Here is a 25,959-nt window from a genome sequence, read left to right as displayed (position 1 = left end):
AGCGATCGTGGCGCGCATCAGTGCGGCTCCCACCACCCTCACCCACCACCAGGAGCTGCTCTCCTGGGTCGATGAGATCGCCGCCCTCACCCAGCCGGACCGCGTGGTCTGGTGCGACGGCTCGGAAGCGGAATACGAGCGCCTGTGCGGGGAGCTCGTCGCCAAGGGCACCTTCCGGAAGCTCGACCCGGTCAAGCGCCCCAACTCCTACTACGCCGCCTCCGACCCGAGCGACGTGGCGCGCGTCGAGGACCGCACCTTCATCTGCTCCGCGAAGGAGGAGGACGCGGGCCCGACCAACCACTGGAAGGCGCCCGCCGAGATGCGGGAGATCTTCGCCGGGGAGAAGGGCCTGTTCCGCGGCTCCATGCGCGGACGCACCATGTACGTCGTGCCCTTCTGCATGGGCCCGCTCGGCTCGCCGCTGTCCGCGATCGGCGTCGAGATCACCGACTCCGCCTACGTCGCCGTCTCCATGCGCACCATGACCCGCATGGGCCAGGCCGTGCTCGACGAGCTCGGCACCGACGGCTTCTTCGTCAAGGCCGTCCACACCCTCGGTGCCCCGCTCGCCGAGGGCGAGCAGGACGTGCCGTGGCCGTGCAACACCACCAAGTACATCTCGCACTTCCCCGAGGACCGCGAGATCTGGTCCTTCGGCTCCGGCTACGGCGGCAACGCCCTGCTGGGCAAGAAGTGTTACGCCCTGCGCATCGCCTCCGTCATGGCGCGCGACGAGGGCTGGCTGGCCGAGCACATGCTCATCCTCAAGCTCACCCCGCCCCAGGGCGAGTCCAAGTACGTGGCCGCCGCCTTCCCCTCCGCCTGCGGCAAGACCAACCTCGCCATGCTCGAACCCACCGTCTCCGGCTGGACGGTGGAGACCATCGGCGACGACATCGCCTGGATGCGCTTCGGCGAGGACGGCCGCCTCTACGCCATCAACCCCGAGGCCGGCTTCTTCGGCGTCGCCCCCGGCACCGGCGAGCACACCAACGCCAACGCCATGAAGACCATGTGGGGCAACTCGGTCTTCACCAACGTCGCCCTCACCGACGACGGCGACGTGTGGTGGGAGGGCATGACCGAGGAGCAGCCCGCCCACCTCACCGACTGGCGGGGCAACGACTGGACGCCGGAGAGCGGCACCCCCGCCGCCCACCCCAACGCCCGCTTCACCGTGCCGGCTTCGCAGTGCCCGATCATCGCGCCCGAGTGGGAGGACCCCAAGGGCGTGCCGATCTCCGCCATCCTCTTCGGCGGCCGCCGCGCCACCGCCGTCCCGCTGGTGACCGAGTCCCTCAGCTGGCAGCACGGTGTCTTCCTCGGCGCCAACGTCGCCTCCGAGAAGACCGCCGCCGCCGAGGGCAAGGTCGGCGAGCTCCGCCGCGACCCGTTCGCCATGCTGCCGTTCTGCGGCTACAACATGGGCGACTACATGGGCCATTGGATCAAGGTGGGCGAGGGCAAGGACCAGTCCAAGCTCCCGAAGATCTACTACGTCAACTGGTTCCGCAAGGACGCGGACGGCCGCTTCGTGTGGCCGGGCTTCGGCGAGAACAGCCGCGTGCTGAAGTGGATCGTCGACCGCATCGACGGCCGCGCGGAGGGCGTCGAGACGCCGATCGGCATCCTGCCGACGAAGGCCGCCCTCGACACGGCGGGCCTCGACATCTCCGAGGCGGACCTGGACCTGCTCCTCACCGTCGACGAGAAGGTCTGGCGCGAGGAAGCGGCACTGGTGCCGGAGCACCTGAACACCTTCGGCGACCACGCGCCGAAGGAACTGTGGGACGAATACCGGGCGCTGGTACAGCGCTTGGGCTGATGGGGAGGGGGTTGGGGGCAAGCCCCCAGCCCCCTGGGTGTCGACCGCGGGCCCGCTGTGGTTGCTCGCGCAGTTCCCCGCGCCCCTCACGGGGCGCTCACGCGGTGATGCCCAGCGCCTCCGCGTGCGCCCGCATCCGTTCCGCGGCCAGAGCTGCACCGGCCTCGTCGCCCCGCCCCGTGGCGACCACCAGTGCCTGCCCCGCCAGCATATGTGCGCGCTGATGCAGCGCAGCCACGGGCGTACCGCCCGCAATCGTCGGCACCGCCCGCAACGGCGCGCTCCCGCGCAGCCGTTCCACCTGCAGCGCCAGCCGGCACCCGGCCTCGTCGAGCCCGGCCGCAGGCGCCACGGCACGCAGTTCGTCCGTCACCGTGAGCAGTGCGGTCAGGTGCCAGGCCAGCCGCGCGTCCAGTTCCTCCTGGCGGGAGCGGTGCGGGCCGCGGCGTGGGCCGTGCGTATGGACCGACTTCGTGCGGATCGGCTCGTACATGGATGGCCTCCTGAGTTACCTCTGAAGACCATCCTAACTTAGACGGCGTCTAAAGTTGTCTCGAGATCAGGCTGTAAGAACCGATCACACCTGGGCGTAGCCGTCCAGGAAGTTCCCGATCCGCGTCACCGCGTCCGCCAGATCCTTCGCGCTGGGCAGCGTGACCAGGCGGAAGTGGTCCGGCTCCGGCCAGTTGAAGCCCGTGCCGTGGACGACCATGATCTTCTCGGCGCGGAGCAGGTCCAGCACCATCTGCCGGTCGTCCTTGATCTTGTAGACCTTGGGGTCCAGCCGCGGGAACGCGTACAGCGCGCCCCTGGGCTTGACGCAGCTGACGCCCGGGATCTGCGTCAGCAGCTCGTACGCCACGTCGCGCTGCTCCAGCAGCCGCCCGCCCGGCAGCACCAGGTCGTTGATCGACTGCCGGCCGCCGAGGGCCGTGGCCACCGCGTGCTGGGCCGGCATGTTGGCGCACAGCCGCATGTTGGCGAGGATCGTCAGGCCCTCGATGTAGCTCTCGGCGTGCGCCTTCGGGCCGCAGACCGCCATCCAGCCGCTGCGGTAGCCGGCCACCCGGTAGGCCTTGGACAGGCCGTTGAAGGTGAGGGTCAGCAGATCGGGGGCGAGGGCGGCGGTCGGGGTGTGGGTGGCGCCGTCGTAGAGGATCTTGTCGTAGATCTCGTCGGAGCAGACGATCAGGTTGTGGCGGCGGGCGATCTCCGTCAGGCCGCGCAGCATCTCGTCGTCGTAGACCGCACCCGTGGGGTTGTTGGGGTTGATGATGACGAGCGCCTTGGTGCGGTCGGTGACCTTGCGCTCGATGTCCGCCAGGTCCGGCATCCAGTCCGACTGCTCGTCGCAGCGGTAGTGCACGGCCGTGCCGCCCGCGAGGGAGACCGAGGCCGTCCACAGCGGGTAGTCCGGGGCCGGCACGAGGACCTCGTCGCCGTCGTCGAGCAGCGCCTGCATCGACATCTGGATCAGCTCGGAGACGCCGTTGCCGAGGTAGACGTCCTCGACGGAGAGCTCGATGCCCTTGGTCTCGTAGTGCTGGACGACCGCGCGCCGGGCGGACAACAGCCCCTTGGCGTCGCCGTAGCCGTGCGCGTCGCCGACGTTGCGCAGCATGTCCTCGAGGATCTCCGGCGGGCACTCGAACCCGAAGATCGCCGGGTTGCCGGTGTTCAGCTTGAGGATGCGCTCTCCTGCCGCCTCCAGCCGCATGGCCTCCTCGAGCACCGGGCCACGGATTTCGTAGCAGACATTGGCGAGCTTCGTTGACTGGATCACCTGCATGACGGCCACCTTAAGGGCGCCGCCCGCCCGGCGCTCGGGCATTACGACCCCACTTCCGGCCCCCACCGGGCGCACTCCGGGCGCGGATCAGCCCGCCGGGGTGCGCCGCACCGAGCGCCCCGCGAGGACGTCCGTCCGGCGCCCGTCTTTCATCACAAAGCGACCGTCGACGAGGACAAAAGGAATGCCGGTCGGAAGTACCCTCGGGGCTTCGAAAGTGGAGCCGGCGGCTACGGTTTCCGGATCGAAGAGCACGAGGTCGGCGCGGTAGCCCTCCCGCACGAGACCCCGGTCGGGCAGCCTCAGACGGGCCGCAGGACGGGACGTGAGATGCGCCACGCTCTCCTCCAGAGAGAGCACACCCAGCTCGCGCGCATACCGGCCGAGGTAGTGCGGGAACGTTCCGTAGGCGCGCGGATGCGGCTTGGCGCCGTGCAGGATGCCGTCGCTCCCGCCCGTGTGGACCCGGTGCCGCATGATCGCCCGGACGTTCTCCTCGTGACCGACGTGCTGCAGGACCGCCGTCCCCAGCCGGTCCTCGCGAAGCAGCCGGCGGGCCGTCGTCCACGGCTCCTCACCGCGCTCGCGCGCGGACGCGGCGACGCTCTTCCCGACATGACCGGCGAGGTGCGGGCGGGCCACGCCGGAGATCTCGATCGTCCCCCAGTCGATCGGCACACCGTGACAGCCGTCCGCGCCCTCCACCTCCATCGCGTGCCGGATCCGCGCCGCGGTCCCGTCGTCCGCCAGCCGCGCCAGCACGGCCTCCGGCCCGCCCTCGCCCGCCCAGCTCGGCAGCATGGCGGCGAGCGTCGTGCAGCCCGGGGTGTACGGGTACGTGTCCAGCGAAAGGTCCGCGCCCTCGGCGAGGGCCGAGTCGAGCAGCGCCAGCAGCTCCCCGGCACGCCCCTTGTTCACCTCGAAGTTGAGCGTGGCATGCGCCAGATGCAGGGCGCACCCGGCGGTGCGGGTGACGTCGATCATCTCGGCGTACGCGGCGAGGGCGCCCGCGCCGTACGAACGGTGATGGGGGCAGTAGTAGCCGCCGTACCGGGCCACCACCCGGCACAGCGCGGTCAGTTCGGCATCGGTGGCGTACATGCCCGGGGTGTACGTGAGCCCGGACGACAGGCCCACGGCGCCCTGTTCGAGGCCCTCGGCGACGAGCGCCTGCATGCGCACGGTCTCGTCCGCGGTGGCCGGCCGGTCCTCCCAGCCGACGACCAGCATCCGGACGGTGCCCTGCGGGACGAGGTATGCCGCGTTGACCGCGATACCGGCGTCCAGGCGGTCGAGGTACTCGCCGACCGTGCGCCAGGTGAAGTCGGCGTCCTCGCCCGCGCCGTTCCAGCCGGCGATCTGGGCGCGGACCTGAGGGAGGGTGCGGTCGTCCACGGGGGCGTACGACAGGCCGTCCTGGCCGACGACTTCGAGGGTGACGCCTTGTGCGGCCTTCGCCTCGTGGGAGGGGTCGGTGAGGAGGGCCAGGTCGCTGTGGGCGTGCATGTCGATGAAGCCTGGCGCTAGCGCCAGGCCTTCGGCGTCGAGGGTGCGGGGTGCTGAGGGGCGGGGGTCCTTGCCCTCGCGGGCGATTGCCGCGATGTGGCCATCGCGGATGGCCACATCGGCCCGGTACGACGGGCCGCCCGTGCCGTCGATGACGCGGGCGCTGCGGAGGACGGTGTCCATGCGGTTGCCTCTCGGGTGCGGGCCGGTTGTGGTTGCTCGCGCAGTTCCCCGCGCCCCTTCGGGGCGCGGATCTCAGAAGAACGTCCGCACGAACTCCGTCACCGTCCCGTCCCCCTCCACCACCGGAATCAACTGCCACTTGTCGAACGTCGTGCACGGGTGCGACAGCCCGAGTCCCACCCAGTCACCGACCTCCAGCTCCGCGCCCTGCTCCAGGGCCACGAACGCGTGCTGGTCCGCCAGAGCAGTGATCGTCATCCCTTCAGCGGGCCGCACCGCCCCGCTCCGCGCCGAGCGGACGAGCTGGACCTCCGGCAGGCCGAGGTCGTACGGCGCATCCCGCTTGCCGGCGTTGAGGAACGCCTTGCCCGGCTCCGGGCGGGAGACGACCTGCGCCCACAGCCGGAACGCCGGCAGCAACTCGCCCTCTCCCGCAAGCCGGTTGAACGGCGTCTTCTTGCGGTACTGCCCGTCGTCATGGGTGATGTACGCCCCCGACCGCAACAGCTTCAGCACCGGCGCCGACAGGGCCGGCAGCTCCGCGAAGGCCTCGCCCACCGCGTCGAACCACGCGCTGCCGCCCGCGCTGACGACGATCTCCTCGACGCCCGCGAAGCGGCCCGCCTTGTCGAAGGCGGCCGCCAGGGCGACGAGCCGGCGCAGCCAGGCGCCGACGCGCTCGGCGTTCGCATCCGGGACCTCGGCCTCGTAACAGGCGACACCCACCAGCCGCAGGGTGTCCGTGGCCGCGACCGCGTCCGCGACGACCTTGCACTCCACCTCAGTACGGGCACCCGTACGGCCGCCCTGCACACCGAGCTCGACGACGACGTCGAGCGGGCGGGCGAACCCGCCGGTGCGCAGTGCCGCGTCCATCAGCTCGACGCCGCGCAGCGAGTCGACGTACAGGACCAGCCGGAAGTCCGGGTCGGCGGCCAGCTCGCCCGCGAGCCAGCGCAGCGCCGCCGCATCCACGACCTCATTGGCGAGGAAGATCCGCCGGATCCCGAAGGCCCGGTAGACGCGCACCTGGGAGACCGTGGCGGCCGTGATGCCCCACGCGCCGTGCGCGATCTGGCGCTCGAAGAGCTGCGGCGCCATCGACGTCTTGCCGTGCGGGGCGAAGGCCAGGCCGTGCTCGGCGGACCAGCGTTCCATGACGCGCAGGTTGTGGTCGAGCGCCTCGGCGGAGAGGGCGAGTACGGGCGTGGTGAACCCGCCGGTGAACAGCGAGCGCCGTTCCGCCGCCAGGTCGCCCACCGTGCGGCCCTCCGCATCCGGCGGAAGTCCCTTGAAGCGGTGGTCGACGCGTTCCAGAGCCAGCCGGTTGACGGCGTCGGACATGAGGCCTCCTGTGCAGCGTGCAGTGCAGTGCAATGCAGTGATGCAGTGCAGTGCAGTACGAGTCGCGTTGTGCGTTGCAACATGTGCAACATCCGTTGCGTGTAGCGCTCGCCGCTGTCTAACATCCCCGCGAGCGCCCGGTCAACGGTGCTCGCGGAAACGTGACGGACCGGTGGGAGGGGCCATGAGCGCAGCCACAACCGACGACACATGTGACGTCGTCTGCCTCGGTGAATCCCTCGTCGCCTTCCGCCCCGTACGCCCCGGCCCCCTCGCGGACGTCCCCGCCTTCGAACGCGGCATCGGCGGCGCCGAGTCCAACGTGGCCTGCGCACTCGCCCGTTGCGGGCACCGCACCCGCTGGATCGGCCGGGTCGGCACGGACGGCTTCGGTACGCACCTGGTGGACGCCATCGCCGCCCACGGGGTCGACGTCTCCGCCGTCCAGCGCGACCCGGACCGACCCACCGGCATCTACTTCCGCACGGCGGGGGAGCGGGCCACCACCCCAGCCGTCGACCGCTCCCCCTCCGCACCCCCCTCCGCACCCCTCTCCGAACCCCTCTCCGAAGTCGCCTACTACCGCGCCGGATCCGCCGCCTCCGCGATGTCCCCCGCGCTCGTACCGCGCGAAGCCGCCTGGTCCGGCCGCATCCTGCACCTCACCGGCATCACCGCGGCCCTCTCCGCCGAGTGCCGCGACCTGCTCCGCCACCTGACGGCCCCCGTCCCCGGCCGCCCCCTGCTCTCCTTCGACGTCAACTACCGCGCCGCCCTGTGGCGCAACAGCCCCGACGGCCCCTCTGCCCTCAAGGACCTCGCCCGCCGCTGCGACCTCGTCTTCGTCGGCGAGGACGAGGCCGAAGCGGCGTGGGGCCTGCGCGGCGCCGCCGCCGTCCGGGCCGCCCTCCCGGAACCCGGCCTCCTGGTCGTCAAACACGGCGCACAAGGCGCGACGGCCATCGCGCGGGACGGCGAAGCCCTCACCATCCCCGCCCCCGCCGTCGACGTCGTCGCCCCCGTGGGCGCCGGCGACGCCTTCGCCGCCGGGTTCCTCTCCGCCACCCTGCGCGGACTCCCGCTCCCCGCACGCCTGCGCCACGGCCACCTCACGGCCGCCGCCGCCCTCACCGTCCCCGGCGACCTCGGCGAACCCCCGGCCCGCGAACGAGCCGACCGGCTGGCGGCGTTGGACGACACCGCCTGGAACGCCCTCCGCATAGACCGCGAAACCAACCGCGACACGGAAAGCACCGCATGAGCCAGACCGTCGACCGCGCCCTCACCATCCTGCCCCTGCTCGCCGAGGGCCCCGCCAACCTGGAGCAGGTCGCGCAGCGGCTCGGCGTCCACAAGTCGACCGCACTGCGCCTGCTGCGCACCCTGCACGCCCACGGCATGGTCCACCGGCAGCAGGACCAGCGCTACCGCCTCGGCGCCCGCCTCTTCGCCCTCGCCCAGCAGGCCGCCGAGGGCCTGGACATCCGCGAGACCGCCCACCCGCACCTCGCCGCACTCAACGAACTGTGCGGCCACACCGTCCACCTGGCGGTCCACGAGGAAGGCGAGGTCGTCTACATCGACAAGATCGAGAGCCGCTACCCGGTACGGATGTACTCCCGCATCGGCAAGCCCGTCGCCATCACCGTCGCCGCCGTCGCCAAACTGCTGCTGGCCGGCCTGCCCGAACCCGAGCGACGGGCCGTCGCCGAACGCCTCGACTACCCCGCCTACACGCCCCGTTCGACCCCGAACGCCGCCGCCTTCCTCAAGGAACTGGCGATCGTCCGCGAACAGGGCTGGGCCACCGACTTCGGCGGCCACGAGGAGTCCATCAACTGCATCGGCGCCCCCGTCCACGGCGTGGACGGGCGCGTCGTCGCGGCCTGTTCGATCTCCGCACCCAATGTCGTCGTCACCGCCGACGAACTCCTCGCCCTGCTCCCGCTGGTGCGCCGCACCGCGGAGGCAATCAGCGCGGACCACGCGGGACGCACCCCACCCCGACCCACCCATGAACACGAAGGTGACCGATGACCGCCAAGACCGCCGTGACCCCGACCGGCCACGCCACCCCGCCCGCCAAGTTCTCGCACGGCGTGCGCAAGGGCAACATCCTCCAGGTGGCCGGCCAGGTCGGCTTCCTGCCCACCAAGGACGGTCAGCCGCCCGCCGTAGCCGGCCCGACCCTCCGCGAACAGACCGTCCAAACCCTCGCCAACGTCCAGGCCGTCCTGGAGGCGGGCGGCGCGAGCTGGGAGGACGTGGTGATGCTGCGCGTCTACCTCACCGACACCGAGCACTTCGCCGAGATGAACGCCCTCTACGACGCCCACTTCGCCTCCCTCCAGGGCTCGCCCCCCGCGCGCACCACCGTCTACGTCGGCCTGCCCAAGGGCCTGCTCATCGAGATCGACGCCCTAGCGGTCCTCGACTGAGAAGCCGGGGCAGTCCGGGATGCTCCTGACGACAGCCGCACTGGGGGTGGGCCTCCTCCTCTTCCTGATCATCAAGATCAGACTCCAGCCGTTCGTGGCCCTGCTTGTCGTCTCGATCGCAGTCGGCCTCGCATCGGGCCTCTCCGTCACCCAACTCTTCGGCACCGTCCAGAAGTCGGACGTCGTCCCGCTGCTCGAAGCGGGCATGGGCGGCACGCTCGGCCACGTTGCCGTCATCATCGGACTCGGCACCATGCTGGGCTCGGTCCTGGAGGCCTCGGGCGGCGCCCAGGCACTGGCCGGACGCCTGCTGACCCTCTTCGGCGAGCGACGCGCACCGCTCGCCATGGGCCTGACCGGGGTGCTGTTCGGCATCCCGGTCTTCTTCGACGTGGGCATCTTCGTCCTGGCCCCGGTGGTGTACGCAACGGCCCGCCGCGGAGGCGGATCGATCCTGCGGTACGCGCTGCCCATGCTGGCCGGCCTCTCCATGACCCACGCCTTCCTCCCACCCCACCCCGGCCCGGTCGCAGCGGCCGGCCTGCTGCACGTGGACCTGGGCTGGGTGATCCTGATGGGCGCACTGACCGGCATACCGGCGGTGCTGGCGGCATGGGCGTACGCGGCATGGATAGCGCGGCGCGTGCACGTCCCGATACCGGAAGGGGTGCCGGAGGCACCGGAGAAGCCGTCGGAGCAACCAGTCCCGCTGGCAGTGCTGTTGACGGTGATAGGCACCCCGCTGCTCCTCATCCTCCTGGCGACGTTCTCCTCGGTGACACTGCCCCCGGGCACGGCGCGCTCGGTACTGGAATTCTTCGGCCACCCCTTCGTGGCGCTGACGATCGCGCTGCTCCTCGCCTACTGGCTGCTGGGCATCCGGCGCGGCTGGTCGCGCGCGTCGCTGGAGGCCCTGTCGACGGCCTCGCTCAAGCCCGTCGGCAACATCCTGCTGGTCGTGGGTGCGGGCGGGATCTTCGGCGCGGTGCTCAAGGCCGGCGGCGTGGCCCAGGCGGTGGCGGATCTGTGCGATACGGCGGGCCTGCCGGTGCTGGTGCTGGCGTGGCTGCTGTCGGCCGCGCTGCGGGTGGCGCAGGGTTCGGCGACGGTGGCCATCGTGACGACGGCGGGCATCGTCTCCCCGGTCCTGGCGGCGGGGCACCCCTCGCAGGCCCACGCCGCCCTGGTGATCGTGGCGATCTCGGCGGGCTCGGTCTTCGCCTCGCACGTGAACGACGGGGGCTTCTGGATGGTGGCGAAGTACTTCGGCATCCCGGAGCGGGACACGCTGGTGTCGTGGACGGTGCTGGAGTCGGTGCTGTCGGTCGCGGGGTTCGGGGCGGCGGGGGTGGTGAGTTTGGTGGTGTAGCAGTGACGTTTCTGTGCCCTCCACCATCACAACACGCCGTCCCCCAAGAGGATTTGCGTCCTCCCAAGGCGGGGTTATCCACAGCCCCTCGCGGGGTCACGCGGGATGCGCTGTGCTGGGGGCATGAACGAACAGCTCCGGCAGGCCTATCGCCTCGCCGCTTCCCAGGATGGCGTCCTGCTCACGTCGCAGGCCTACGGCTGCGGCCTGTCCGTGCCGAACGTCGCACGTGCGCTGCGCTATGAGGGGTGGACCCAACTGTACTTAGGCGTATGGGTGGAGCCGGGACGGCCCGTGGATCTGCGGCTGCGGTTGCTGGCGATGCAGCTGAAGTTCCCTCGCCTGGTCGCCAGCCACAGTGCGGCTGCGGAACTCCTGAACATCTGGACGGTGGGGCCGAGCGCCGTCGAGCTCACGAATCCGGGGCGCAGATACCGCACGCGTACGCCGGGGGTCCGTGTGCACAAGGCGGAAGTCGGCGAGCACGAGGTCACTGTCGCTTCGGGGATCCGTGTCACCACGGTTCTGCGGACGGTGTGCGACATGTTGCTCACGCTGCCGCTCCACCCGGCCGTCATTGCTGCGGATTCGGTGCTTGCCCGGAGGCGCGCGAGCAGGCAGTCCATTGCTGATGCGTTGAGTGCTCCGTATGCCCGGCGGATGGATGTGGGCGCTGCTCGCCGGGCGTTGGCGCTCACCGATCCGGAGTCGGGGTCGCCTGCGGAGACGAAGGCGCGGCTGGAGATACGGGAGGCGGGGCTGTTCCCCGAGTCGCAGGCCGAAGTGCACACGCAGAACGGGCGGGTGCGGCGGTTGGACTTCCTGTTCAGGGCGGAAGGACTGGGGGTGGAGATCGAGGGGTACGCCTGGCACGGGAGCCGGGGTGCGCACCAGAACGATGCCGTGAGGTTCAACGAGCTTGCCCGGTGCCCCGGGATCCGGCAGATATTGCGGTTCACCTATGACGACGTCTTCCGGCGGCCGCAACGGTTCGTCCGCACCGTTCAGGAGGCGCTGCGCAGGCTACGGGGCTGAGGTGGGGCGGATGTCGAAGCCGGTGAGGCCCTGTGGGGGCTCCTGCCTCGCCTCGACCGAGCGGACTTCGGCGCGGGCGGGGCCGCGGTGGGCCCACTGGACCATGTGGTCCACGGCGTCGGCGGGGCCTTCGAAGACGGCTTCGACGGTGCCGTCGGGCCGGTTGCGTACCCAGCCGGACACGCCGTGTGCCTGGGCCTCGCTGCGGCAGGTGTCGCGGTAGAAGACGCCCTGGACCAGGCCGGATACGGTGACGTGTGTGCGGATCATGTACACAACTCTGCCTTCGTTTGCGCCCTCGGGCGACCTGCGTAGCGTGGAAGGGGTACGCGCACAACCGTGTCAACCGTGCCAACCGTGCAGGGAGCGTGAAACACATGACTGCATTCGCCAGACTTCTCGGCGCGGCCGCTTTGGCTGCTGTGCTCTCCGTCGCCCTGGGTGGTGTCGCCTCGGCGTCCTCGGCCGACCCGGTCCCGAATCCGCCGTCGGTGCCGCCGCTGCCGGTGACTCTGCCTGTGCAACTGCCGTCGCTCTGACCGTCACCTCCCCTCCGTGTCCTGCCTCTCCGGTCACAGCCGGAGGGGCATCAACGTCCCGGGCACGAAGTCTGGTTGACAACCCTTAACGCATCGCATCACCATCGGGGCCGTGACGCGTGGGTGGTCTTCGGACTCGTCCGCGGAATCGTGCCGTTGTTCGCCGCCAGGTTCAGACTCGGTGGCGCAGTGCTTATGCGATCGCCTACGGCCTGAGCCTGACCGCCTGGGGTCGCTGGGTGGTCCTGGCCCGGATCGCCCTGCCGTTGGCGGGGCGGTTGCCGTGGTCGGTGGGCGCCTTTCTTGACGACGCCCACCGACGAGGTGTGCTGCGCCAGGCCGGTGCCGTCTATCAGTTCCGGCACGCCCGGCTGCAGGACCACTTGAGCGGGCGCGCTCAGGAGGCGGAGGCGAAGGCCTTTTCCAGGCGGGGGACGTAGTCCTCCAGCGACCGTGCCCAGCAATAGCCGTTGTGGCCGCCGTTGCAGTTGGGTGCCCAGGTGGAGCCGTTGCCGTAGTCCACGTAGTAGTAGGGCATGCCGAGGGCGTCCATGTTGTCCTTCACGTGCTTGGACGCACCTTCGAGCCAGAATTCCAGTTCGAGGGGATTGCCATTGCCGTTGCCCACGTAGATCGAGATGCCGACGTCCTTGTCCTTCAGCCTGTCCATGTGGCGGGAGGGGTCGACCTCGTTCCACTTCCAGTCGGCGTTGAACACGGGGTAGGGCGAGCCGAAGAGGGCGTCGCTCGACACGGTGGGGCCGAACGGCCCGTTGCAGTTGCCCATGATGTTGCCGCAGAGTGCGCCGGCGGCGTTGGTGAGGGAGTAGACGACGGCCAGGCGCAGGTCCATGGAGTCCACGGACATGTCGATGTCACCGGAGAACGAGGCGACCTGGCTGAACAGTTCGGGGTGGTCCTGGGCGTAGTGGAAAGCGCCGAAGCCGCCCATCGACACCCCGGCGACGGCCCGCGCCTTCTTGGTCGCGATGGTGCGGAGGTTGGCGTCGATGAAGGGGATGACCTGGTTGATGTGGAAGGTCTCCCAGTTCTGCGCACCGGCGGCGGTGTCCTGGTCGCGCCAGTTGGCGTACCAGCCCCGCTTGCCGCCGTCCGGGACGACCGTGATCATCGACTTGGCGTTGATCAGTGCCGGGTAGTTCTGGTTGACCGGGTCGTCCGGCGAGCCGTGGAAGAAGTACAGGACCGGGTAGCGCTTGGCCGGATTGGCGTTGTAGTCGCTCGGCAGGATGATTTTGATGTGGTGCTCGCCGGCCACCTGGGGCGTGGTCACGGTGATGTTGAAGTTGTTTGCGGTGCCGGTCGGTTGGCCGACCTGCGTGAGGCCGTAGCCGTCGGCGAGGACCGGTGGAGTCGGGTCGGCCTCGGCTGCCTGGGCCGGGGCCGTTCCGAGTAACGGTACGAGGGACAGCCCGAGGGCTGTGACGAGCATGGCGAGTCTTCTGATCACGCTGCGCCTCCTGAATGTCTTTGTGGACGTTGAGGAGGAGTGTCGCGCATCGGTGCCGGGTTGCGTCAGTTCCGGTCAGTCGGCCAGGGCGTCCGTGCGGATGGCGGCGACGAATGCCGCCCAGGCGCCGGCCGGTACGAGGACGGTCGCCCCGTGCGGGGCGGTCTTGCTGTCCCTTATGGGGACGGGGGCGGTGGGTATTCGGGACGGGGCCCATTCGAGGCAGGAGTTGGGGTCTGCGCCGCTGCCGCTGTAACTGGATTTGATCCATGTGGTGCTCATGAGGGAAGTTCCTTCAGAACGGATTCGATGAATGTTGCTGTGTCGCCCGGCGACAAGGCGTAGGACCTGAGGTGGTCGTAGGCCCTGTGGTACCGGTCCACGCTCTCCGGGTCTTCGAGCAACTCGATTGCATTGATGCTCTCTTCGCAGGCAACCACAGTGCCGTCGCCCAACGTGAAGAGCGACAGGTGGCCACCGATGAGGCCGTGTCCGCCGTGGGCGAAGGGGATGACCTGGAGCATGCAGGTCGGGGTGTCCACGTTCGAGATCAGAGCACAAAGTTGCGCCCTCCAGATCTCAGGTCCACCGATCGCTCGTCGCAGGACAGCTTCGTCCACAATATAGGAGACGTCCGGGGGCGGGTCGGCCTGCAGAAGGGCTTTACGGGCCATGCGTGATGCGACCCATTCCTCGATCTTTTCCTCTGTCCTCCTGGGGTCGTTGAGACGGAAGACGGTGCGGGCGTAGCCCTGTGTCTGGAGGAAGCTCGGCACGAAGCACCCGGCGTAATGCCGAATCACCCGGGCCTTCTCCTCCATCTCGCGCCGCCGCTCGTACTTGTCCGGATGCGAAGACCGCAACGCCAGCGCATACAGCAGCTTGAACACCCCGTCCGTCCCGAACAACGCATCCAGCTTCTCCGCCAGCCCCGGCGGCGGCATGTGCTCCGCGATCTCGATCCGTGCCAAGTGGCTGCGGCTGTAGCGGACGACCTCTGCCAGTTTCTCCAGGCTCATGCGTGCCCGTTCGCGGTGGCGCCGCAGTTCCGCCCCGAAGGCATGCCGGGGTGACCGGTCCGGCTTCAGTTCACGTCCTGGTCGCCCCATGTGCGGCGCCCCCTCGTTTTCTCTCAAGGTCCCGGTCGGGACACGTACCCCCTTCCGGAGCGTAGGGACCGGCCGCAACCCTGGGGGCACACCCATCAGTTGAACCCACGTACGAGGTACCCCCATGCCGTCGCCCGACGCCCCCGTACCACCGAAGCCTTCGCTCCGGCGCCGTCCCGTGCCCTGTGCGGAGTGCCGCCGTATCCGCGCCGCGTACCACGAGGCATCGCGCGACGGGAACCATGCCGCCGTCCAGTGGTGCATCGAGGAGATGGGGAGGCATCACCGTGCCGTCCACTGATGGCGGTGAATCCGGCCAAGTTCACTGACACTTGTGACCGGTTCATTGCCCCTCGGCCCCATCGGCCCCAACAATGCACACGTCAAAACGTGCTGCAGTTCGGACCGGAGAGGAACCACCCCCCATGAGAAGACCTCTCGTTGGTGCACTGGCCACCGTGCTCGTCGCCGGGTCGACCGTCGTCGGCCTCGGTGCCGGCACCGCCTCGGCCCAGGCGAATGCCGTCGACTTCGCCGGTACCGTCGCGCTGAGCAACTGTTCCGGATCGGTGGTCCGGATGCCGAGTTCGGCGGACAACGACCCCGCCCTCGTGATGACCAACGGCCACTGCCTGGAGACGGGCATGCCGGACCCCGGCACCGTCATCACCGATCAGCCGTCGTCCCGGACGTTCGGCCTGCTGAACTCGTCCGCGGGCAAGGTCGCCACGCTGCACGCGACGAAGGTCGCGTACTCGACGATGACCGATACCGACGTGACGCTCTACGAGCTGAACACGACCTACGCGCAGATCAAGCAGCAGTACGGGATCGACGCGCTGAGCCTGTCGCCCGACCATCCCGTCGCCGGCACCGCCATCAAGGTCGTCTCCGGGTACTGGAAGAAGATCTACTCCTGCAGCGTGGACGGGTTCGTGAACGAGCTGCACGAGGCCGGCTACGTGTGGAAGGACTCAGTGCGCTACACGTCCACCTGCGACGTCATAGGGGGGACCTCCGGCTCCCCGGTGATCGACGCGTCGACCGGCAAGGTGGTCGCGATCAACAACACCGGGAACGAGAACGGTGAGCAGTGCACGATGAACAACCCGTGCGAGGTCGACGCGAACGGCAACGTCACCGTTCACCAGGGCACGAACTACGCCGAGGAGACCTACGGGATCACCAAGTGCTTCGGCACCGGCAACAAGCTGGACCTGAGCCTTCCGGGCTGCACGCTGCCGCAGCCGGGCACCGAGGAGGGTGACAACGCGGTGCGTTCCGCCGTGCACCACGCGTAGCGTCCGGTCGCCGACAGTCCGCCCTGCTCACCCCCGGTGAGCAGGGCGGACGTTTTTCCTTCCGCGTCTCTTCCGCCCCTTGACTCCGGACAAATAAGGAGGAAACTGGCACTTACACCAGACAACCGGTGAGAGCCGCACCAATCGGTGGAGACGTCCATCGGTCCGCGTGACCCCCATCTCGGCACACTGGCTAGGCCCCCGGAAGGGCACGCATCGAGGACTGGGCAGTCGGCGACGACCGAAGCTCAAGAAGCGGTGTGGAGCGCCGGGGGCCGAGCATGTCAGGGGCTGATCAGGACAGGCCGTGGACGTGCGGTCCGACCCCGTTGGACCAGGTGTTGCCCGCCGTGGCGTCCCAGTTGGTGGACCAGGTCATGGCCCCGCGCAGGTCGGGGTAGGTGTGCGGGGGCTTGAACGTGCCGCAGCCCGTTCCCTTCGTCAGGCAGTCCAGTGCCGCGTTGATCACCGACGGGTCCACGTAGCCGCTGCCCGCGCCGCGTGGCGAGGCGGGGAGGCCGAGGCCCACCTGGGACGGGGCGAGGCCGCCTTCCAGCTGGGTGCAGGCCAGGGCGGTGAGGAAGTCGACCGAGCCCTGTGCGTAGACCTGGCCGTCGCAGCCGTTCATGGAACCGCTGTTGTAGAACTGGGTGTTGACGACGGTCAGGATGTCCTTGATGTTGAGCGCGGTCCGGAAGTAGGCGGAGGACGTCGACTGCATGTCGATCGTCTGCGGCGCCATGGTGATGACCGGCTTGCCGCCCGCCTTCGCCGACAGGGAGCGCAGGGCCTGGCTCATGTAGGTGGGGTTGAGGCCGTTCTCCAGGTCGATGTCCACGCCGTTGAAGCCGTACTTCTGCATCAGGGTGTAGGCGCTGGCGGCGAAGTTCTCCGCGGAGGCCGAGTCGTTGACCGACACCGAGCCCTTCTCCCCGCCGACGGAGAGGATCACGGACTTGCCCGCTGCCTGCTTGGCGGCGATGTCCGCCTTGAACTGTGCGTCGCTGTACTTCAGGGCGGGGTCGAGGGTGAAGTCGACGGCGCCGGGCGTGGTGGTGGCGTCGGCGAAGGCGACGGCGATGATGTCGTACTGGTCCTGCACGTCGCTGATCTTCTGGACGGTGGCGCCGTTGTCGAAGTTCTGCCAGTAGCCGGTGACCGCGTGCTTCGGGACGTTGCCCGGGTTGCCGCCGCTGCTCGCGGAGGTCGTGGCCGTGACCTGGGCGGACTTCGCTGATTCCCCTGCGGCGTTGGTGGCGCTGACCTGGAAGGTGTAGGCGGTGGAGGGGGTCAGGCCGGTCACCACGGTCGACGTGCCGGTCGCGGACTGGATCCTGGTGCCGCCCTGGTAGACGTTGTAGCCGGTGGCGTGGGCCGCCGGGTTCCAGGACAGGGCCACGGACGACGAGGTCACCGTCCCGGCCGTCAGCCCGCCGGGGGCGTCCGGCACCGGGTCGCCGGGGTCGCCGCCGGGGCCGGTGAGGGTGATGTCGTCGGCGAAGTAGGGCGGTTGGCCGTACCAGCCGTGGGTGTAGACGGTGACGGTCGTCGTGTTCGGGCCCGTGGTGAAGCTCGTGGTCAGCTGCTGCCAGCTGCTCGCGCTCGGGGTCCAGGTCGAGACGTCCGTGGTGCCGGTGCCGCTCGCGCCGAGGTAGACGTACGAGCCCTGGACCCAGGCACCCAGCGTGTACGAGGAGTTGGGCCGGACGCTCACGGTCTGCGAGCACTGGGCGTCGTCGGAGCCGGCGGGCGTGGCCTTGAGGGCGGCCGAGCCGCTGTGCACGGGGGCGGAGGTGGTGGTTCCGCTGCCGCCGGTACAGGACCAGCCGTCCAGCCCGGACTCGAAGCCGGGGTTCCTGACGAGGTTGGCGCCGTCCGCGTGGGCCGCCGGACCGGCGGCGGTCAGGCCTGCGGTGGCCAGGGCCAGGGCGGCGAGGAGGCCCGCGGAACGACGACCTCTCGTTCCACTTCTTCCGTGTCTGGATATTGCGCGCACTACTGCCTCCGGTGGGAAGGGAGTTGGAGCGGTTATGGGGGGTATCGGGGGGTAGGGATGTGCAGGAACGGTGGCCACCGTTAGCGCGTGAGGATGGTCTAGTCCAATCCGTTCGTCAAGGGTTTCGGGGAACGGTTCTCAGCCGCTCCCAACACGGATAAAGTGCGGAGGCACCACAGCACCACAAGCCCCCGCGGCCGGAGTGAACGGGGAAGCAGACGTGCCGATTGCGATAGCGGTCACCAGTTCCGACCTGGTGCTGCCCGCGCCGGACGGCCCTGCTCCCACCGCTGCCGTCCTCCAGCCGCCGCAGGCACAGCCGTTGGAGGCGGCGGTTGCCGAGGCGGGTGCGCTGCTGGAGCAGTGCGGCCATCTCGTCGTGCCCTATCCGGACTCGCTGGACCCCGCCCACGTGCGGCGGCTGCACGCCGTGCGCGCGCTGCTGGAGAGCGACCGCGTCGCCCTTCTGCCCGTCGCGCTGCCGCCGCTCGCCGTCGCCGTACTGGCGCGGCAGTTACGGCAGTTGTCGGCCTCCGACCTGAGCCCCGGAGTGCTCGCCTCCGCGGTCCGGCTGCTCGCCCACTACATCCACACGGGCGCCGAGCTCGCGGGCACCGGCGGCATCGCCCGCCTCGACCGGATGGACGTCGGGCTCGGCAGCCACCTCGCCGCCCTGCTGCCCGGCACCCGGTTCGGCGTGCTCGTCCACCCCGTACCGGCGCTGCTGCGCACCGGCGGCGCCGCCGGGCGGGCGGCCGCGCCCGAGGGGCCGGGCTTCGCCACTTCCCTGACCGTCGCCCGCAGCAGGCCGTGCCGCGAGGGGGACTGGGTCACCGGCACCCTCGCGCCCGCCTGGAAGGTGCGCGGCGTGCAGGAGATCCAGCCGCTGCCCGCGGAGTCCCGGCGCTGGTGGGGCACGCAGCGGGCCGTGGAGTTCGCCGCCGCGATCCCCGATCCCTCGGTGCTCTACCAGCTCGTCTCCTCCGTGCGGCGGGAGGAGTGCCACTGGTGCGGGCGCGAACTCATCGGCGACCGCTGCGGGTTCTGCAACGCGCCCCTCGCGCGCGCCGGGAGCACTCCAGCCATCGGGCCGCCGGCCCGGGCCCGTACCGCCGTCCCCGCTGCCGCCCCCGCCCCCGCTGCCGTCGCCGCCGCTCCGAACAGCCGCTGAACGAGCTGAACGAGGTTCGCCGTCCCCATGAATTCACGCCAGCGCCGCGGGATCGTCCTGCTGCTCCTGTCGGCCCTCTGCGCAGCGGGCGCCTTCGCCGGGGTGTTCGTCGTCGTCCACGACGCCGACTCCAAGGTGGGTCCGGAGGTCACCGCCTACCGGCTGAAGTCCGACGTACCCGCCTACCGGACGCTCGACGGCGGCGAGTTCGAGCGGATCTCGATGCCGCGGCGCTGGCTGCCGGACACGGCCGTCACCGACCTCGACGAGGTGAACGGGAAGATCGCCGTCACGCCGCTGCGGCGCGGATCGCTGCTGCAGAGCGACATGATCGTGGCGCGGCCCGCGCTGAATCCGGGGCAGCAGGAGATCGCCATCATGATCGATGCGGCGACGGGCGTCGCCGGGAAGATCAACCCCGGGGCGCGGGTCAACATCTACGCCACCTTCGACGGCAAGGACCAGGGCCAGGGCGCCAAGCCCGTCTCCAAGGTCATCGTCAGTGGCGCCCGGGTCATGGACGTCGGCAAACTCACCCCTCTCGACCGGGACCGCGACGGCGGTGGCGGGGCGACGGTCCGCCGGGCCGGCGACGCCGTGCCGATCACCTTCGCGCTCGACACCAAGGACGCACAACGCGTCGCCTACGCCGAGTCGTTCGCCTCCCACGTCCGCCTCGCCCTCGTCGCGCCCGGCGGCGACGACGGCGTCGGCAGCGGCGACCGCACCTACACCCTCGACGGCGACAAGTAGAGGCAGGGCCACGGTGACGATCCGAATCCTCCCGGCCATCGGAGACCCGGAGACCGCGCGGTCCGTCTGCGGACTGCTCGGACAGCTGCCCGGCGTGGAACCGCTGCACACCGCCGCCGACTCGACGCGCCTGCTGGACACGCTCGCCGCGCTGGCGGCGGCCTCGGTGCGGGAACTGCCCGAGGTCGTCCTCGTCCACGAGCGCATCGGGCCCGTGCCCGCCCTCGAACTCGTCCGGGAGATCGCCCTCCGCTTCCCCGCCACGGGCGTCGTCCTGGTCGCGGCCGACGCCGGACCGGCGCTCTACGCGGCCGCCATGGACTGCGGGGCGCGGGGCCTGGCCGCGCTGCCGCCGACGTACGACGAACTGGGGGCGCGGGTGCAGGCCGCCGCGCACTGGGCGACCGGGGTGCGGCAGCACCTGGGCGGCAGCCCGCCCGCATACACCGGCGGCGGCGCCGCGGGCGGGCGGCTCGTCGCCGTCGTCGGGTCCAAGGGCGGCGTCGGGACGACCGTGACCGCCGTCCAGCTCGCCCTCGCCGCGTGCGCCGCCGGGCGCAGCGTGGCCCTGGCCGACCTGGACCTGCAGTCCGGCGACGTCGCCTCGTACCTGGACGTCCAATTCCGCCGCTCGGTCGCCGACTTGGCGGGTATCGCCGACATCTCGCCGCAGGTGCTGCAGGACGCGGTCTTCCCGCACCCCACCGGGCTGGGTCTGCTGCTCGCCCCCGCGGAGGGGGAGCGCGGCGAGGAGGTCGGCGACCACGCGGCACGGCAGATCGCGGCGGCGCTGCGCAGCCGGTACGAGGTCGTCGTCGTGGACTGCGGCACGCAGATCACCGCGGCGGGCGCCGCGGTGATCGAGACGGCGGACCTGGCGCTGCTGGTCACCACGCCGGACGTGGTGTCCGTGCGGGCCGCCAAGCGGATGGTGCGGCTGTGGGAGCGGTTGCAGATCCGGAAGGCGGAGGAGACGACGACGGTGGTCAACCGCTATGCGCGGCACGCGGAGATCCAGCCGCCGCTGGTGGCCCGCACGACGGGCACGGCCACGGCGCGGACGACCGTCCCCGCCGCCTTCCGCGAGCTGCGGGGCGTTGTGGACTCCGGCCGGATGCAGGACCTCGACCCGCGGTCCGGGGTGCGGCAGGCGTTGTGGGCGCTGGCGGGGGAACTGGGCCTGGCGGCACCGGTGTCGCATGCGCGACGGCCTGCGCGGCGTGCCCTGGGGAGCGGCGGCGGTACGGGGCCGGATCAGTTGCTGCCGGTGCCGGCGACCCCGCCGCTGAACCGCTTCCGACGGCGCGGGGGCGGCGACCGGGGCCAGCTCGCCGTGGAGTTCGCGGGCCTGCTGCCGCTGATCCTGGTGGCGCTGGCGGTGGTGTGGCAGTGCGTGCTGGTCGGCTACGCGTACTCCCTTGCGGGGCATGCGGCGGACCGGGGGGCGCGGGCGGGGGCGGTGGGGCGCGACTGCGTCGCGGAGGCTCGGGCGGATCTGCCGGGCGGGTGGACGGCGACCCCGCAGTGCGGGGCGAGCCCTGACGGGGAGGTTGTCGCGGACGTCGCGCTGAAGGTGCCGGTGCTGGTGCCGGGGCTGGTCGACTGGCCGTGGCAGGTGCGGAGCACCGCCGGTGCGGTACGGGAGGACTGACGTGGTGACCGCGGGGTGGTGCAGGCCGGTGGTCCGGGTTGTGCCCACCCTCCCCCAGCTACCGCTGGGGGTGCCCCCAGCCCTGCGGAGCGATTGCCCGCAACCGAGGTGGGGGGTCGGGGGGCGAAGCCCCCGGAGCGGGGGTCCGGGGGCGGAGCCCCCGAAACGGGGGGTTTGGGGGGCTTGCCCCCCAAGAAACGGGAAGGGGCGGGTCAGGGGCAACAACACCCCCCGCGACCGCGGGTCCGTTTCCGTCGAGTTCCTCGGGTTCCTCCCGCTCCTCCTCGCCGTGGCGCTGGCCGCGCTCACCCTGGGCCTGGCCGCCTTCGCCGCCCAGCAGGCGGCGACCGGCGCCCGCGCCGCCGCCCGTACCGCCACCCTCGACGAGCCCCGCACCTGGCCGGAGGCCGCCGCGCGCAGCGCGATGACGGGGTGGGTCGGCGACCGGGCCGCGGTCAGCGCGGGACGGTGCCCGGGGCAGGACGTCACCGCCACCGTCACCGTCACGGTCCCCGCGATCCTCCCCGGCACCGGCTTTCACGTCACCCGGCACGCCACCATGCCCTGCCCCGGGGAGGGCGGACCATGAGCTTACGGGCCCGTATCGGCACCCCCGAAGTCCCGGACGCCGGGCGCGAGTCCGGGCACCTGGTGCCCGTCTACCGGGCCAGGCTGCTGGAGGAGATCGACCTTGCCGAGATGTCCTCGCTCGCCGCGGGCGAGCGCCGCAGCCGCCTGGAGCGCGTCCTCGGGCACATCATCAGCCGCGAGGGCCCGGTCCTCTCCACCGCGGAGCGGGACCGGCTCATCCGCCGCGTCGTCGACGAGGCCCTCGGGCTGGGCGTCCTGGAGCCGCTGCTGGAGGACCCCTCGGTCACCGAGATCATGGTCAACGGGCCGGACCAGGTCTTCGTCGAGCGGGCCGGCCGCGTCGAGGCCGTCCCCGTCCGGTTCGCCTCCACCGAGCAGTTGATGCAGACCATCGAGCGGATCGTCTCGACCGTCAACCGCCGTGTGGACGAGTCGCATCCGATGGTCGACGCCCGGCTGCCGAGCGGCGAGCGCGTCAACGTGATCATTCCCCCGCTGGCGCTCAACGGCCCCACCCTCACCATCCGCCGCTTCCCCCGCGCGTACACCCTGCAGGAGCTGACGGCCCTGGGGACCCTCGACGAGCAGACGCTGCTCCTGCTGTCCGCGCTCGTCCGGGCCACATTCAACCTCGTCGTCTCCGGGCCGACGGGCTCCGGCAAGACGACGCTGCTCAACGCGCTGTCGGGGCTGATCCCGGAGGGCGAGCGGATCATCACCGTCGAGGACGCGGCCGAGCTGCAGTTGCAGCAGCCGCACGTCATCCGCCTGGAGTCGCGCCCGCCGAACGTCGAGGGCAAGGGCCGCATCACCATCCGGGACCTCGTCCGCAACTCCCTGCGCATGCGCCCCGACCGGATCATCGTCGGCGAGGTGCGCGGCGGGGAGACGCTCGACATGCTCCAGGCCATGTCCACCGGTCACGACGGCTCGCTGGCCACCGTGCACGCCAACAGCGCGGAGGACGCGCTGCTGCGGCTGCGCACCCTCGCGTCCATGTCCGAGGTGCGCATCCCCTACGAGGCGCTGCGCGACCAGATCGACAGCGCCGTCGACTGCATCGTCCAGCTCACCCGCACCGCGGACGGCACCCGCCGCATCACGGAGGTCGCCCTCCTGGACGGCGACAGGAACGGGGGCGGCTCCGGCCACCGCCTCGTCACCGTCTGCCGTTTCGACGCCGAACCCCTCGGCCCGGACCGTGTCGTCCGTGGCCGCTTCACCCACCTCCCGCTCCCCGAACGCGCCGCGGAACGGCTCCGGCTGGCGAACGAGGCCGTGCCGCCGGCCTTCGGCGTCGCCGCGCTCCCCGGCGGGCTCACGATCCGAGAGGCCAGGCAGAGGTAGCCGCACATGGACAATCTGGCACTGCTGACCGTCGGCACCACCCTCGTGGCCGGTGCCCTGGGCGTCGCGGGCGTCCGGGGGTACGCGGCCGGGCGGGCGCAGCACCGCTCGCTCGTGGACCGGCTCTCCGACACCCCGGCCGGCGCGTCGTCCGGCACCGGGCGGGCCCGCCGGCTCGCCGGTCTCGACCGGTACTTGCGCACCACCCGGTACGGGAGACGGCTGGAGCTGCGCATCGCCGCGACGGGACTCCGCGTCACGGCGGGGGAGTTCACCCTGTACGCGGTGGGCGTCGCGGCCGGGCTGTGGCTGGTCGCGGCCGCGGCGCTCGCGCCGTTCTTCGGCCCGCCGGCGGGGGTGATCGGTGTCTGGGCGGCCTTCTCGTTCCTGGGCTGGCAGCGGCGCAAGCGCACCGAGAGGTTCATCGGCCAGCTGCCCGAGCTCGCCCGGATCCTGGCCAATGCGACGCAGGCCGGGCTGGCCCTGCGCACGGCCCTGGGCATGGCGGCGGAGGAGATGGAGGCCCCCGCGGGCGAGGAGCTCGCGCAGGTGGCGGACCGGCTCTCGGTCGGGCACTCCGTGGAGGAGTCGCTGGGCGAACTGGCCGAGCGGCTGCCGTCCCGCGAACTGGTCGTCCTCGTGACGACGTTGGTGCTGTCGAATCGCGCGGGCGGCACGGTCGTCAGCTCGCTGCGCAACCTCACCGTGACGCTGGAGGAGCGCAAGGAGACGCGGCGGGAGGTGCGTACGCAGTTGTCGCAGGTGACGGTGACGGCGTACGTCGTCCCGCTGATGGGCGTCGGCACGCTGCTGCTGATGGACCGCATCGTGCCGGGCTCGCTCGGCCGGATGACGGGGTCCTGGCTCGGACAGACGGCTGTGATCGCCGCGTTCGGGCTGTACGGCCTCGGGTTCTTCCTCATCCGCCGCATGTCGAAGATCGACGTCTGAGGGCGGGGGAGGGGAGGACGGGCATGGGGACGGGAACAGGGACGGGACTTCTGCTGGCGCTGCTGGCCGGGGCCGGCGTGGTGGGCGTCTGCTACGGCATCGCGCTCTGCCGCAGCGAGACGAAGCTGCCGCCGGACCTGGCGCTGGCGCTGGAGGTCGGCGCGACGCGCACCACGGCGATGGGCTCCGCGGTGGACCGCCTCGGCATGCGGTATGCGCCGCTGGTGCTGCGGATGATGGGCGAGAGGCGGGTGGCGCGGGTCCGTACGCGCATCGACCGCGCGGGCAATCCGGGCGGTCTCACCGTCGACCGGTACGCGGCCCGGCGGGCGGTGTACGGGATGCTGGGCTTCGGCGGCGCGCTGGTGATGGCCCTCAAGGGGCAGCTGTTGCTGGCGGTGCTGCTGGTGGTGTTCGGGCTGTTCTGGATCGAGGTCGGCATCTGGGCGGCCGTCCGCGAGCGCAGGGACGCGATCGAGCGCACCCTGCCGGACTTCCTGGACGTCCTCGCCGTGGTCGTCGGCGCGGGCCTGGGCTTCCGGCAGGCGCTGGACCGGGTGGCGGAGCGCTACGAGGGGCCGTGGGCCGACGAACTGCGCATCACCCTGCGCCAGATGGACATGGGGGTCAGCCGCCGTCAGGCCTTCGACGGTCTGCGCAAGCGCAACGACTCCGAGCAAGTGGCGCGCTTCGTCACGGCGTTGCAGCAGGGCGAGGAGCTGGGCACCCCCATCGTCGACACGCTGATCGGCATCGCGGCCGACATGCGCCGCACCGACGCCCAGCAGGCCCGGCGGCGGGCGGCGCGGGCGGTGCCGAAGGCCACCATGGTCATCACGACGTTCATGGTCCCGGGCACGATGATCCTGCTGATTGCAGGGTTCTTCCTGGGCTCGGGCATGGATTTCGGCGCGGTCACGGGAGGCAGATGAGCCCGGCCCGCCGATGGTGAGAGCGGACGACGAGAAGGGAGACCCCCGTCATGCAGCCGCCTCCTCAGGGCAGCGCATCCGCGCACGCCTCGCAGCACACCTCGCCCCATCACGCCGCCCCGTGCTCCGAACGCGCCCGGGCGGCACCGTCGGAGTTGTGTGAAGACCCTTCGCTCCTGCAACCGGATGTGGGACAGTCGGCGCGGGGCGGCCGGGGCGAGGGCTCCCCGCCGACGGAAGCGGGGTGAGGCGGATGCGGCACCGTGATCGCCAACTCCCCTTGTCCGCACGGTTCCTTACGGGGGAACGGTGGTGCGTGCTCTGTTCCGGGACGGGCGTTCCGGCGTACGTTTCTCGTGCCGTGAACGGCACCGTGAACGGAACCGCCGGGGAAACCGCCGATGAAGGGGAGCACGATGCGGAAGCAGCACTTAGCGCGCACGCGCACGCGCATGCGTACGGTCGGGGCGGTCCGGGACGACCGGGGGCAGACCTCGGTCGAGTACCTGGGCATCATCGCCGTGGTCGTCGCGATCATCCTGGTGCTGACGACCACCGACTTCGGCACCATGATCGCCACAGCCATCACCAACCAGATCTCCAAGATCACCGGTTAGGCGGCGGTCCGGGCGGCGATGCGGGGCAGGCCTTCCCC

At 70.9% G+C, this 25,959-nt stretch carries 25 protein-coding genes and 1 pseudogene; 17 read left to right on the top strand and 9 right to left on the bottom strand.

The features are described 5' to 3' along the window. The first annotated feature begins 7 nt into the window (after positions 1–7). Positions 8–1,828 (top strand): phosphoenolpyruvate carboxykinase (GTP), encoded by a 1,821-nt coding sequence (locus ACMATS_RS14460; RefSeq protein ID WP_414168110.1) that lies wholly within the window; start codon positions 8–10, stop codon positions 1,826–1,828. 97 nt (positions 1,829–1,925) lie between these two features. Here ACMATS_RS14460 and ACMATS_RS14455 read toward each other — a convergent pair whose 3' ends face one another. The 4 genes from ACMATS_RS14455 to ACMATS_RS14440 form a co-directional block, all read right to left on the bottom strand. Beyond that, entirely contained in the window at positions 1,926–2,321 is a 396-nt protein-coding gene (locus tag ACMATS_RS14455; protein WP_390776261.1) for a hypothetical protein, read from the bottom strand. A gap of 84 nt (positions 2,322–2,405) precedes the next feature. After that, positions 2,406–3,617: a pyridoxal phosphate-dependent aminotransferase gene (locus ACMATS_RS14450; RefSeq protein ID WP_390776262.1), complete on the bottom strand. Its 1,212-nt coding sequence runs from the start codon at positions 3,615–3,617 to the stop codon at positions 2,406–2,408. 87 nt (positions 3,618–3,704) lie between these two features. Continuing rightward, positions 3,705–5,306 (bottom strand): N-acyl-D-amino-acid deacylase family protein, encoded by a 1,602-nt coding sequence (locus ACMATS_RS14445; RefSeq protein ID WP_414168109.1) that lies wholly within the window; start codon positions 5,304–5,306, stop codon positions 3,705–3,707. Between the two features lie 72 nt (positions 5,307–5,378). Continuing rightward, the gene (locus tag ACMATS_RS14440; RefSeq protein WP_414168108.1) at positions 5,379–6,650 is read right to left on the bottom strand and encodes an amino acid deaminase; all 1,272 of its coding nucleotides are present in this window, start codon (positions 6,648–6,650) and stop codon (positions 5,379–5,381) included. A 184-nt stretch (positions 6,651–6,834) separates the two neighbouring features. On the opposite strand from ACMATS_RS14440, the gene ACMATS_RS14435 reads away from it, so the two are divergent. The 5 genes from ACMATS_RS14435 (at position 6,835) to ACMATS_RS14415 (ending at position 11,492) form a co-directional block, all read left to right on the top strand. After that, entirely contained in the window at positions 6,835–7,911 is a 1,077-nt protein-coding gene (locus ACMATS_RS14435; protein WP_414168107.1) for a sugar kinase, read from the top strand. Continuing rightward, entirely contained in the window at positions 7,908–8,687 is a 780-nt protein-coding gene (locus ACMATS_RS14430) for an IclR family transcriptional regulator (RefSeq protein WP_391152407.1), read from the top strand. The genes ACMATS_RS14435 and ACMATS_RS14430 overlap by 4 nt, the downstream gene beginning before the upstream one ends. Beyond that, positions 8,684–9,088 (top strand): RidA family protein, encoded by a 405-nt coding sequence (locus ACMATS_RS14425; protein WP_414168106.1) that lies wholly within the window; start codon positions 8,684–8,686, stop codon positions 9,086–9,088. The genes ACMATS_RS14430 and ACMATS_RS14425 overlap by 4 nt, the downstream gene beginning before the upstream one ends. 19 nt (positions 9,089–9,107) lie before the next feature. Continuing rightward, positions 9,108–10,457, top strand: coding sequence for a GntP family permease (locus tag ACMATS_RS14420; RefSeq protein ID WP_391152409.1), 1,350 nt, complete (start codon positions 9,108–9,110; stop codon positions 10,455–10,457). 123 nt (positions 10,458–10,580) lie between these two features. Next, positions 10,581–11,492: a hypothetical protein gene (locus tag ACMATS_RS14415; protein ID WP_390776269.1), complete on the top strand. Its 912-nt coding sequence runs from the start codon at positions 10,581–10,583 to the stop codon at positions 11,490–11,492. On the opposite strand, the gene ACMATS_RS14410 is transcribed toward ACMATS_RS14415, so the two are convergent. Next, a complete protein-coding gene (locus ACMATS_RS14410) occupies positions 11,481–11,762 on the bottom strand; it encodes an acylphosphatase (RefSeq protein ID WP_414168105.1) in 282 nt (93 codons plus the stop codon). The two genes, ACMATS_RS14415 and ACMATS_RS14410, sit on opposite strands and share 12 nt — an antisense overlap. Before the next feature lie 107 nt (positions 11,763–11,869). Between ACMATS_RS14410 and ACMATS_RS14405 the strand changes: the two genes are divergently transcribed. Beyond that, positions 11,870–12,031, top strand: a complete 162-nt coding sequence (locus ACMATS_RS14405) for a hypothetical protein (protein WP_390776271.1) — start codon at positions 11,870–11,872, stop codon at positions 12,029–12,031. A gap of 197 nt (positions 12,032–12,228) precedes the next feature. Continuing rightward, positions 12,229–12,471, top strand: a pseudogene (locus ACMATS_RS14400) (hypothetical protein); the annotation flags it as partial. Here ACMATS_RS14400 and ACMATS_RS14395 read toward each other — a convergent pair. The 3 genes from ACMATS_RS14395 to ACMATS_RS14385 form a co-directional block, all read right to left on the bottom strand. Then, on the bottom strand, positions 12,429–13,484 hold the full coding sequence (locus ACMATS_RS14395) for an alpha/beta hydrolase (protein WP_414170723.1): 1,056 nt from the start codon (positions 13,482–13,484) through the stop codon (positions 12,429–12,431). The pseudogene ACMATS_RS14400 and the gene ACMATS_RS14395 sit on opposite strands and share 43 nt — an antisense overlap. 93 nt (positions 13,485–13,577) lie before the next feature. After that, a complete protein-coding gene (locus tag ACMATS_RS14390; RefSeq protein ID WP_414168103.1) occupies positions 13,578–13,784 on the bottom strand; it encodes a DUF397 domain-containing protein in 207 nt (68 codons plus the stop codon). Beyond that, on the bottom strand, positions 13,781–14,611 hold the full coding sequence (locus ACMATS_RS14385) for a helix-turn-helix domain-containing protein (protein WP_391152412.1): 831 nt from the start codon (positions 14,609–14,611) through the stop codon (positions 13,781–13,783). Before ACMATS_RS14385 ends, ACMATS_RS14390 begins: the two co-directional genes overlap by 4 nt. A gap of 425 nt (positions 14,612–15,036) precedes the next feature. On the opposite strand from ACMATS_RS14385, the gene ACMATS_RS14380 reads away from it, so the two are divergent. Next, positions 15,037–15,912 (top strand): trypsin-like peptidase domain-containing protein, encoded by an 876-nt coding sequence (locus tag ACMATS_RS14380; protein WP_414168102.1) that lies wholly within the window; start codon positions 15,037–15,039, stop codon positions 15,910–15,912. A 295-nt stretch (positions 15,913–16,207) separates the two neighbouring features. Here the strand turns inward: ACMATS_RS14380 and ACMATS_RS14375 are convergent, their stop codons facing one another. Then, entirely contained in the window at positions 16,208–17,908 is a 1,701-nt protein-coding gene (locus ACMATS_RS14375; protein WP_414168101.1) for a chitinase, read from the bottom strand. A gap of 220 nt (positions 17,909–18,128) precedes the next feature. Here ACMATS_RS14375 and ACMATS_RS14370 point away from each other — a divergent pair, with 220 nt between their 5' ends. The 8 genes from ACMATS_RS14370 (at position 18,129) to ACMATS_RS14335 (ending at position 25,921) form a co-directional block, all read left to right on the top strand. Further along, positions 18,129–19,079, top strand: coding sequence for a hypothetical protein (locus tag ACMATS_RS14370; RefSeq protein ID WP_414168100.1), 951 nt, complete (start codon positions 18,129–18,131; stop codon positions 19,077–19,079). Positions 19,080–19,106: 27 nt separating this feature from the next. Further along, a complete protein-coding gene (cpaB, locus tag ACMATS_RS14365) occupies positions 19,107–19,832 on the top strand; it encodes a Flp pilus assembly protein CpaB (RefSeq protein ID WP_414168099.1) in 726 nt (241 codons plus the stop codon). A 13-nt stretch (positions 19,833–19,845) separates the two neighbouring features. Continuing rightward, on the top strand, positions 19,846–21,483 hold the full coding sequence (locus ACMATS_RS14360; RefSeq protein WP_414168098.1) for an AAA family ATPase: 1,638 nt from the start codon (positions 19,846–19,848) through the stop codon (positions 21,481–21,483). Next, entirely contained in the window at positions 21,464–22,072 is a 609-nt protein-coding gene (locus ACMATS_RS14355; RefSeq protein ID WP_414168097.1) for a TadE/TadG family type IV pilus assembly protein, read from the top strand. The genes ACMATS_RS14360 and ACMATS_RS14355 overlap by 20 nt, the downstream gene beginning before the upstream one ends. Then, positions 22,069–23,421 carry a CpaF family protein gene (locus ACMATS_RS14350; protein WP_414168096.1) on the top strand — a complete coding sequence of 451 codons (1,353 nt, stop codon included), beginning with the start codon at positions 22,069–22,071 and terminating at the stop codon, positions 23,419–23,421. Before ACMATS_RS14355 ends, ACMATS_RS14350 begins: the two co-directional genes overlap by 4 nt. Positions 23,422–23,427: 6 nt before the next feature. Further along, positions 23,428–24,372, top strand: coding sequence for a type II secretion system F family protein (locus ACMATS_RS14345; protein ID WP_391152424.1), 945 nt, complete (start codon positions 23,428–23,430; stop codon positions 24,370–24,372). Positions 24,373–24,395: 23 nt separating this feature from the next. Beyond that, positions 24,396–25,304 carry a DUF5936 domain-containing protein gene (locus ACMATS_RS14340; RefSeq protein ID WP_390776281.1) on the top strand — a complete coding sequence of 303 codons (909 nt, stop codon included), beginning with the start codon at positions 24,396–24,398 and terminating at the stop codon, positions 25,302–25,304. A gap of 452 nt (positions 25,305–25,756) precedes the next feature. Continuing rightward, positions 25,757–25,921, top strand: a complete 165-nt coding sequence (locus tag ACMATS_RS14335) for a Flp family type IVb pilin (RefSeq protein ID WP_336416269.1) — start codon at positions 25,757–25,759, stop codon at positions 25,919–25,921. Positions 25,922–25,959: the final 38 nt, after the last annotated feature.

This window comes from Streptoverticillium reticulum, assembly GCF_047456005.1.
GTDB lineage: Bacteria > Actinomycetota > Actinomycetes > Streptomycetales > Streptomycetaceae > Streptomyces > Streptomyces reticulum.
Note: the sequence above shows the minus strand (reverse complement) of the source record. Positions and strands in the feature narration are given on the sequence as shown.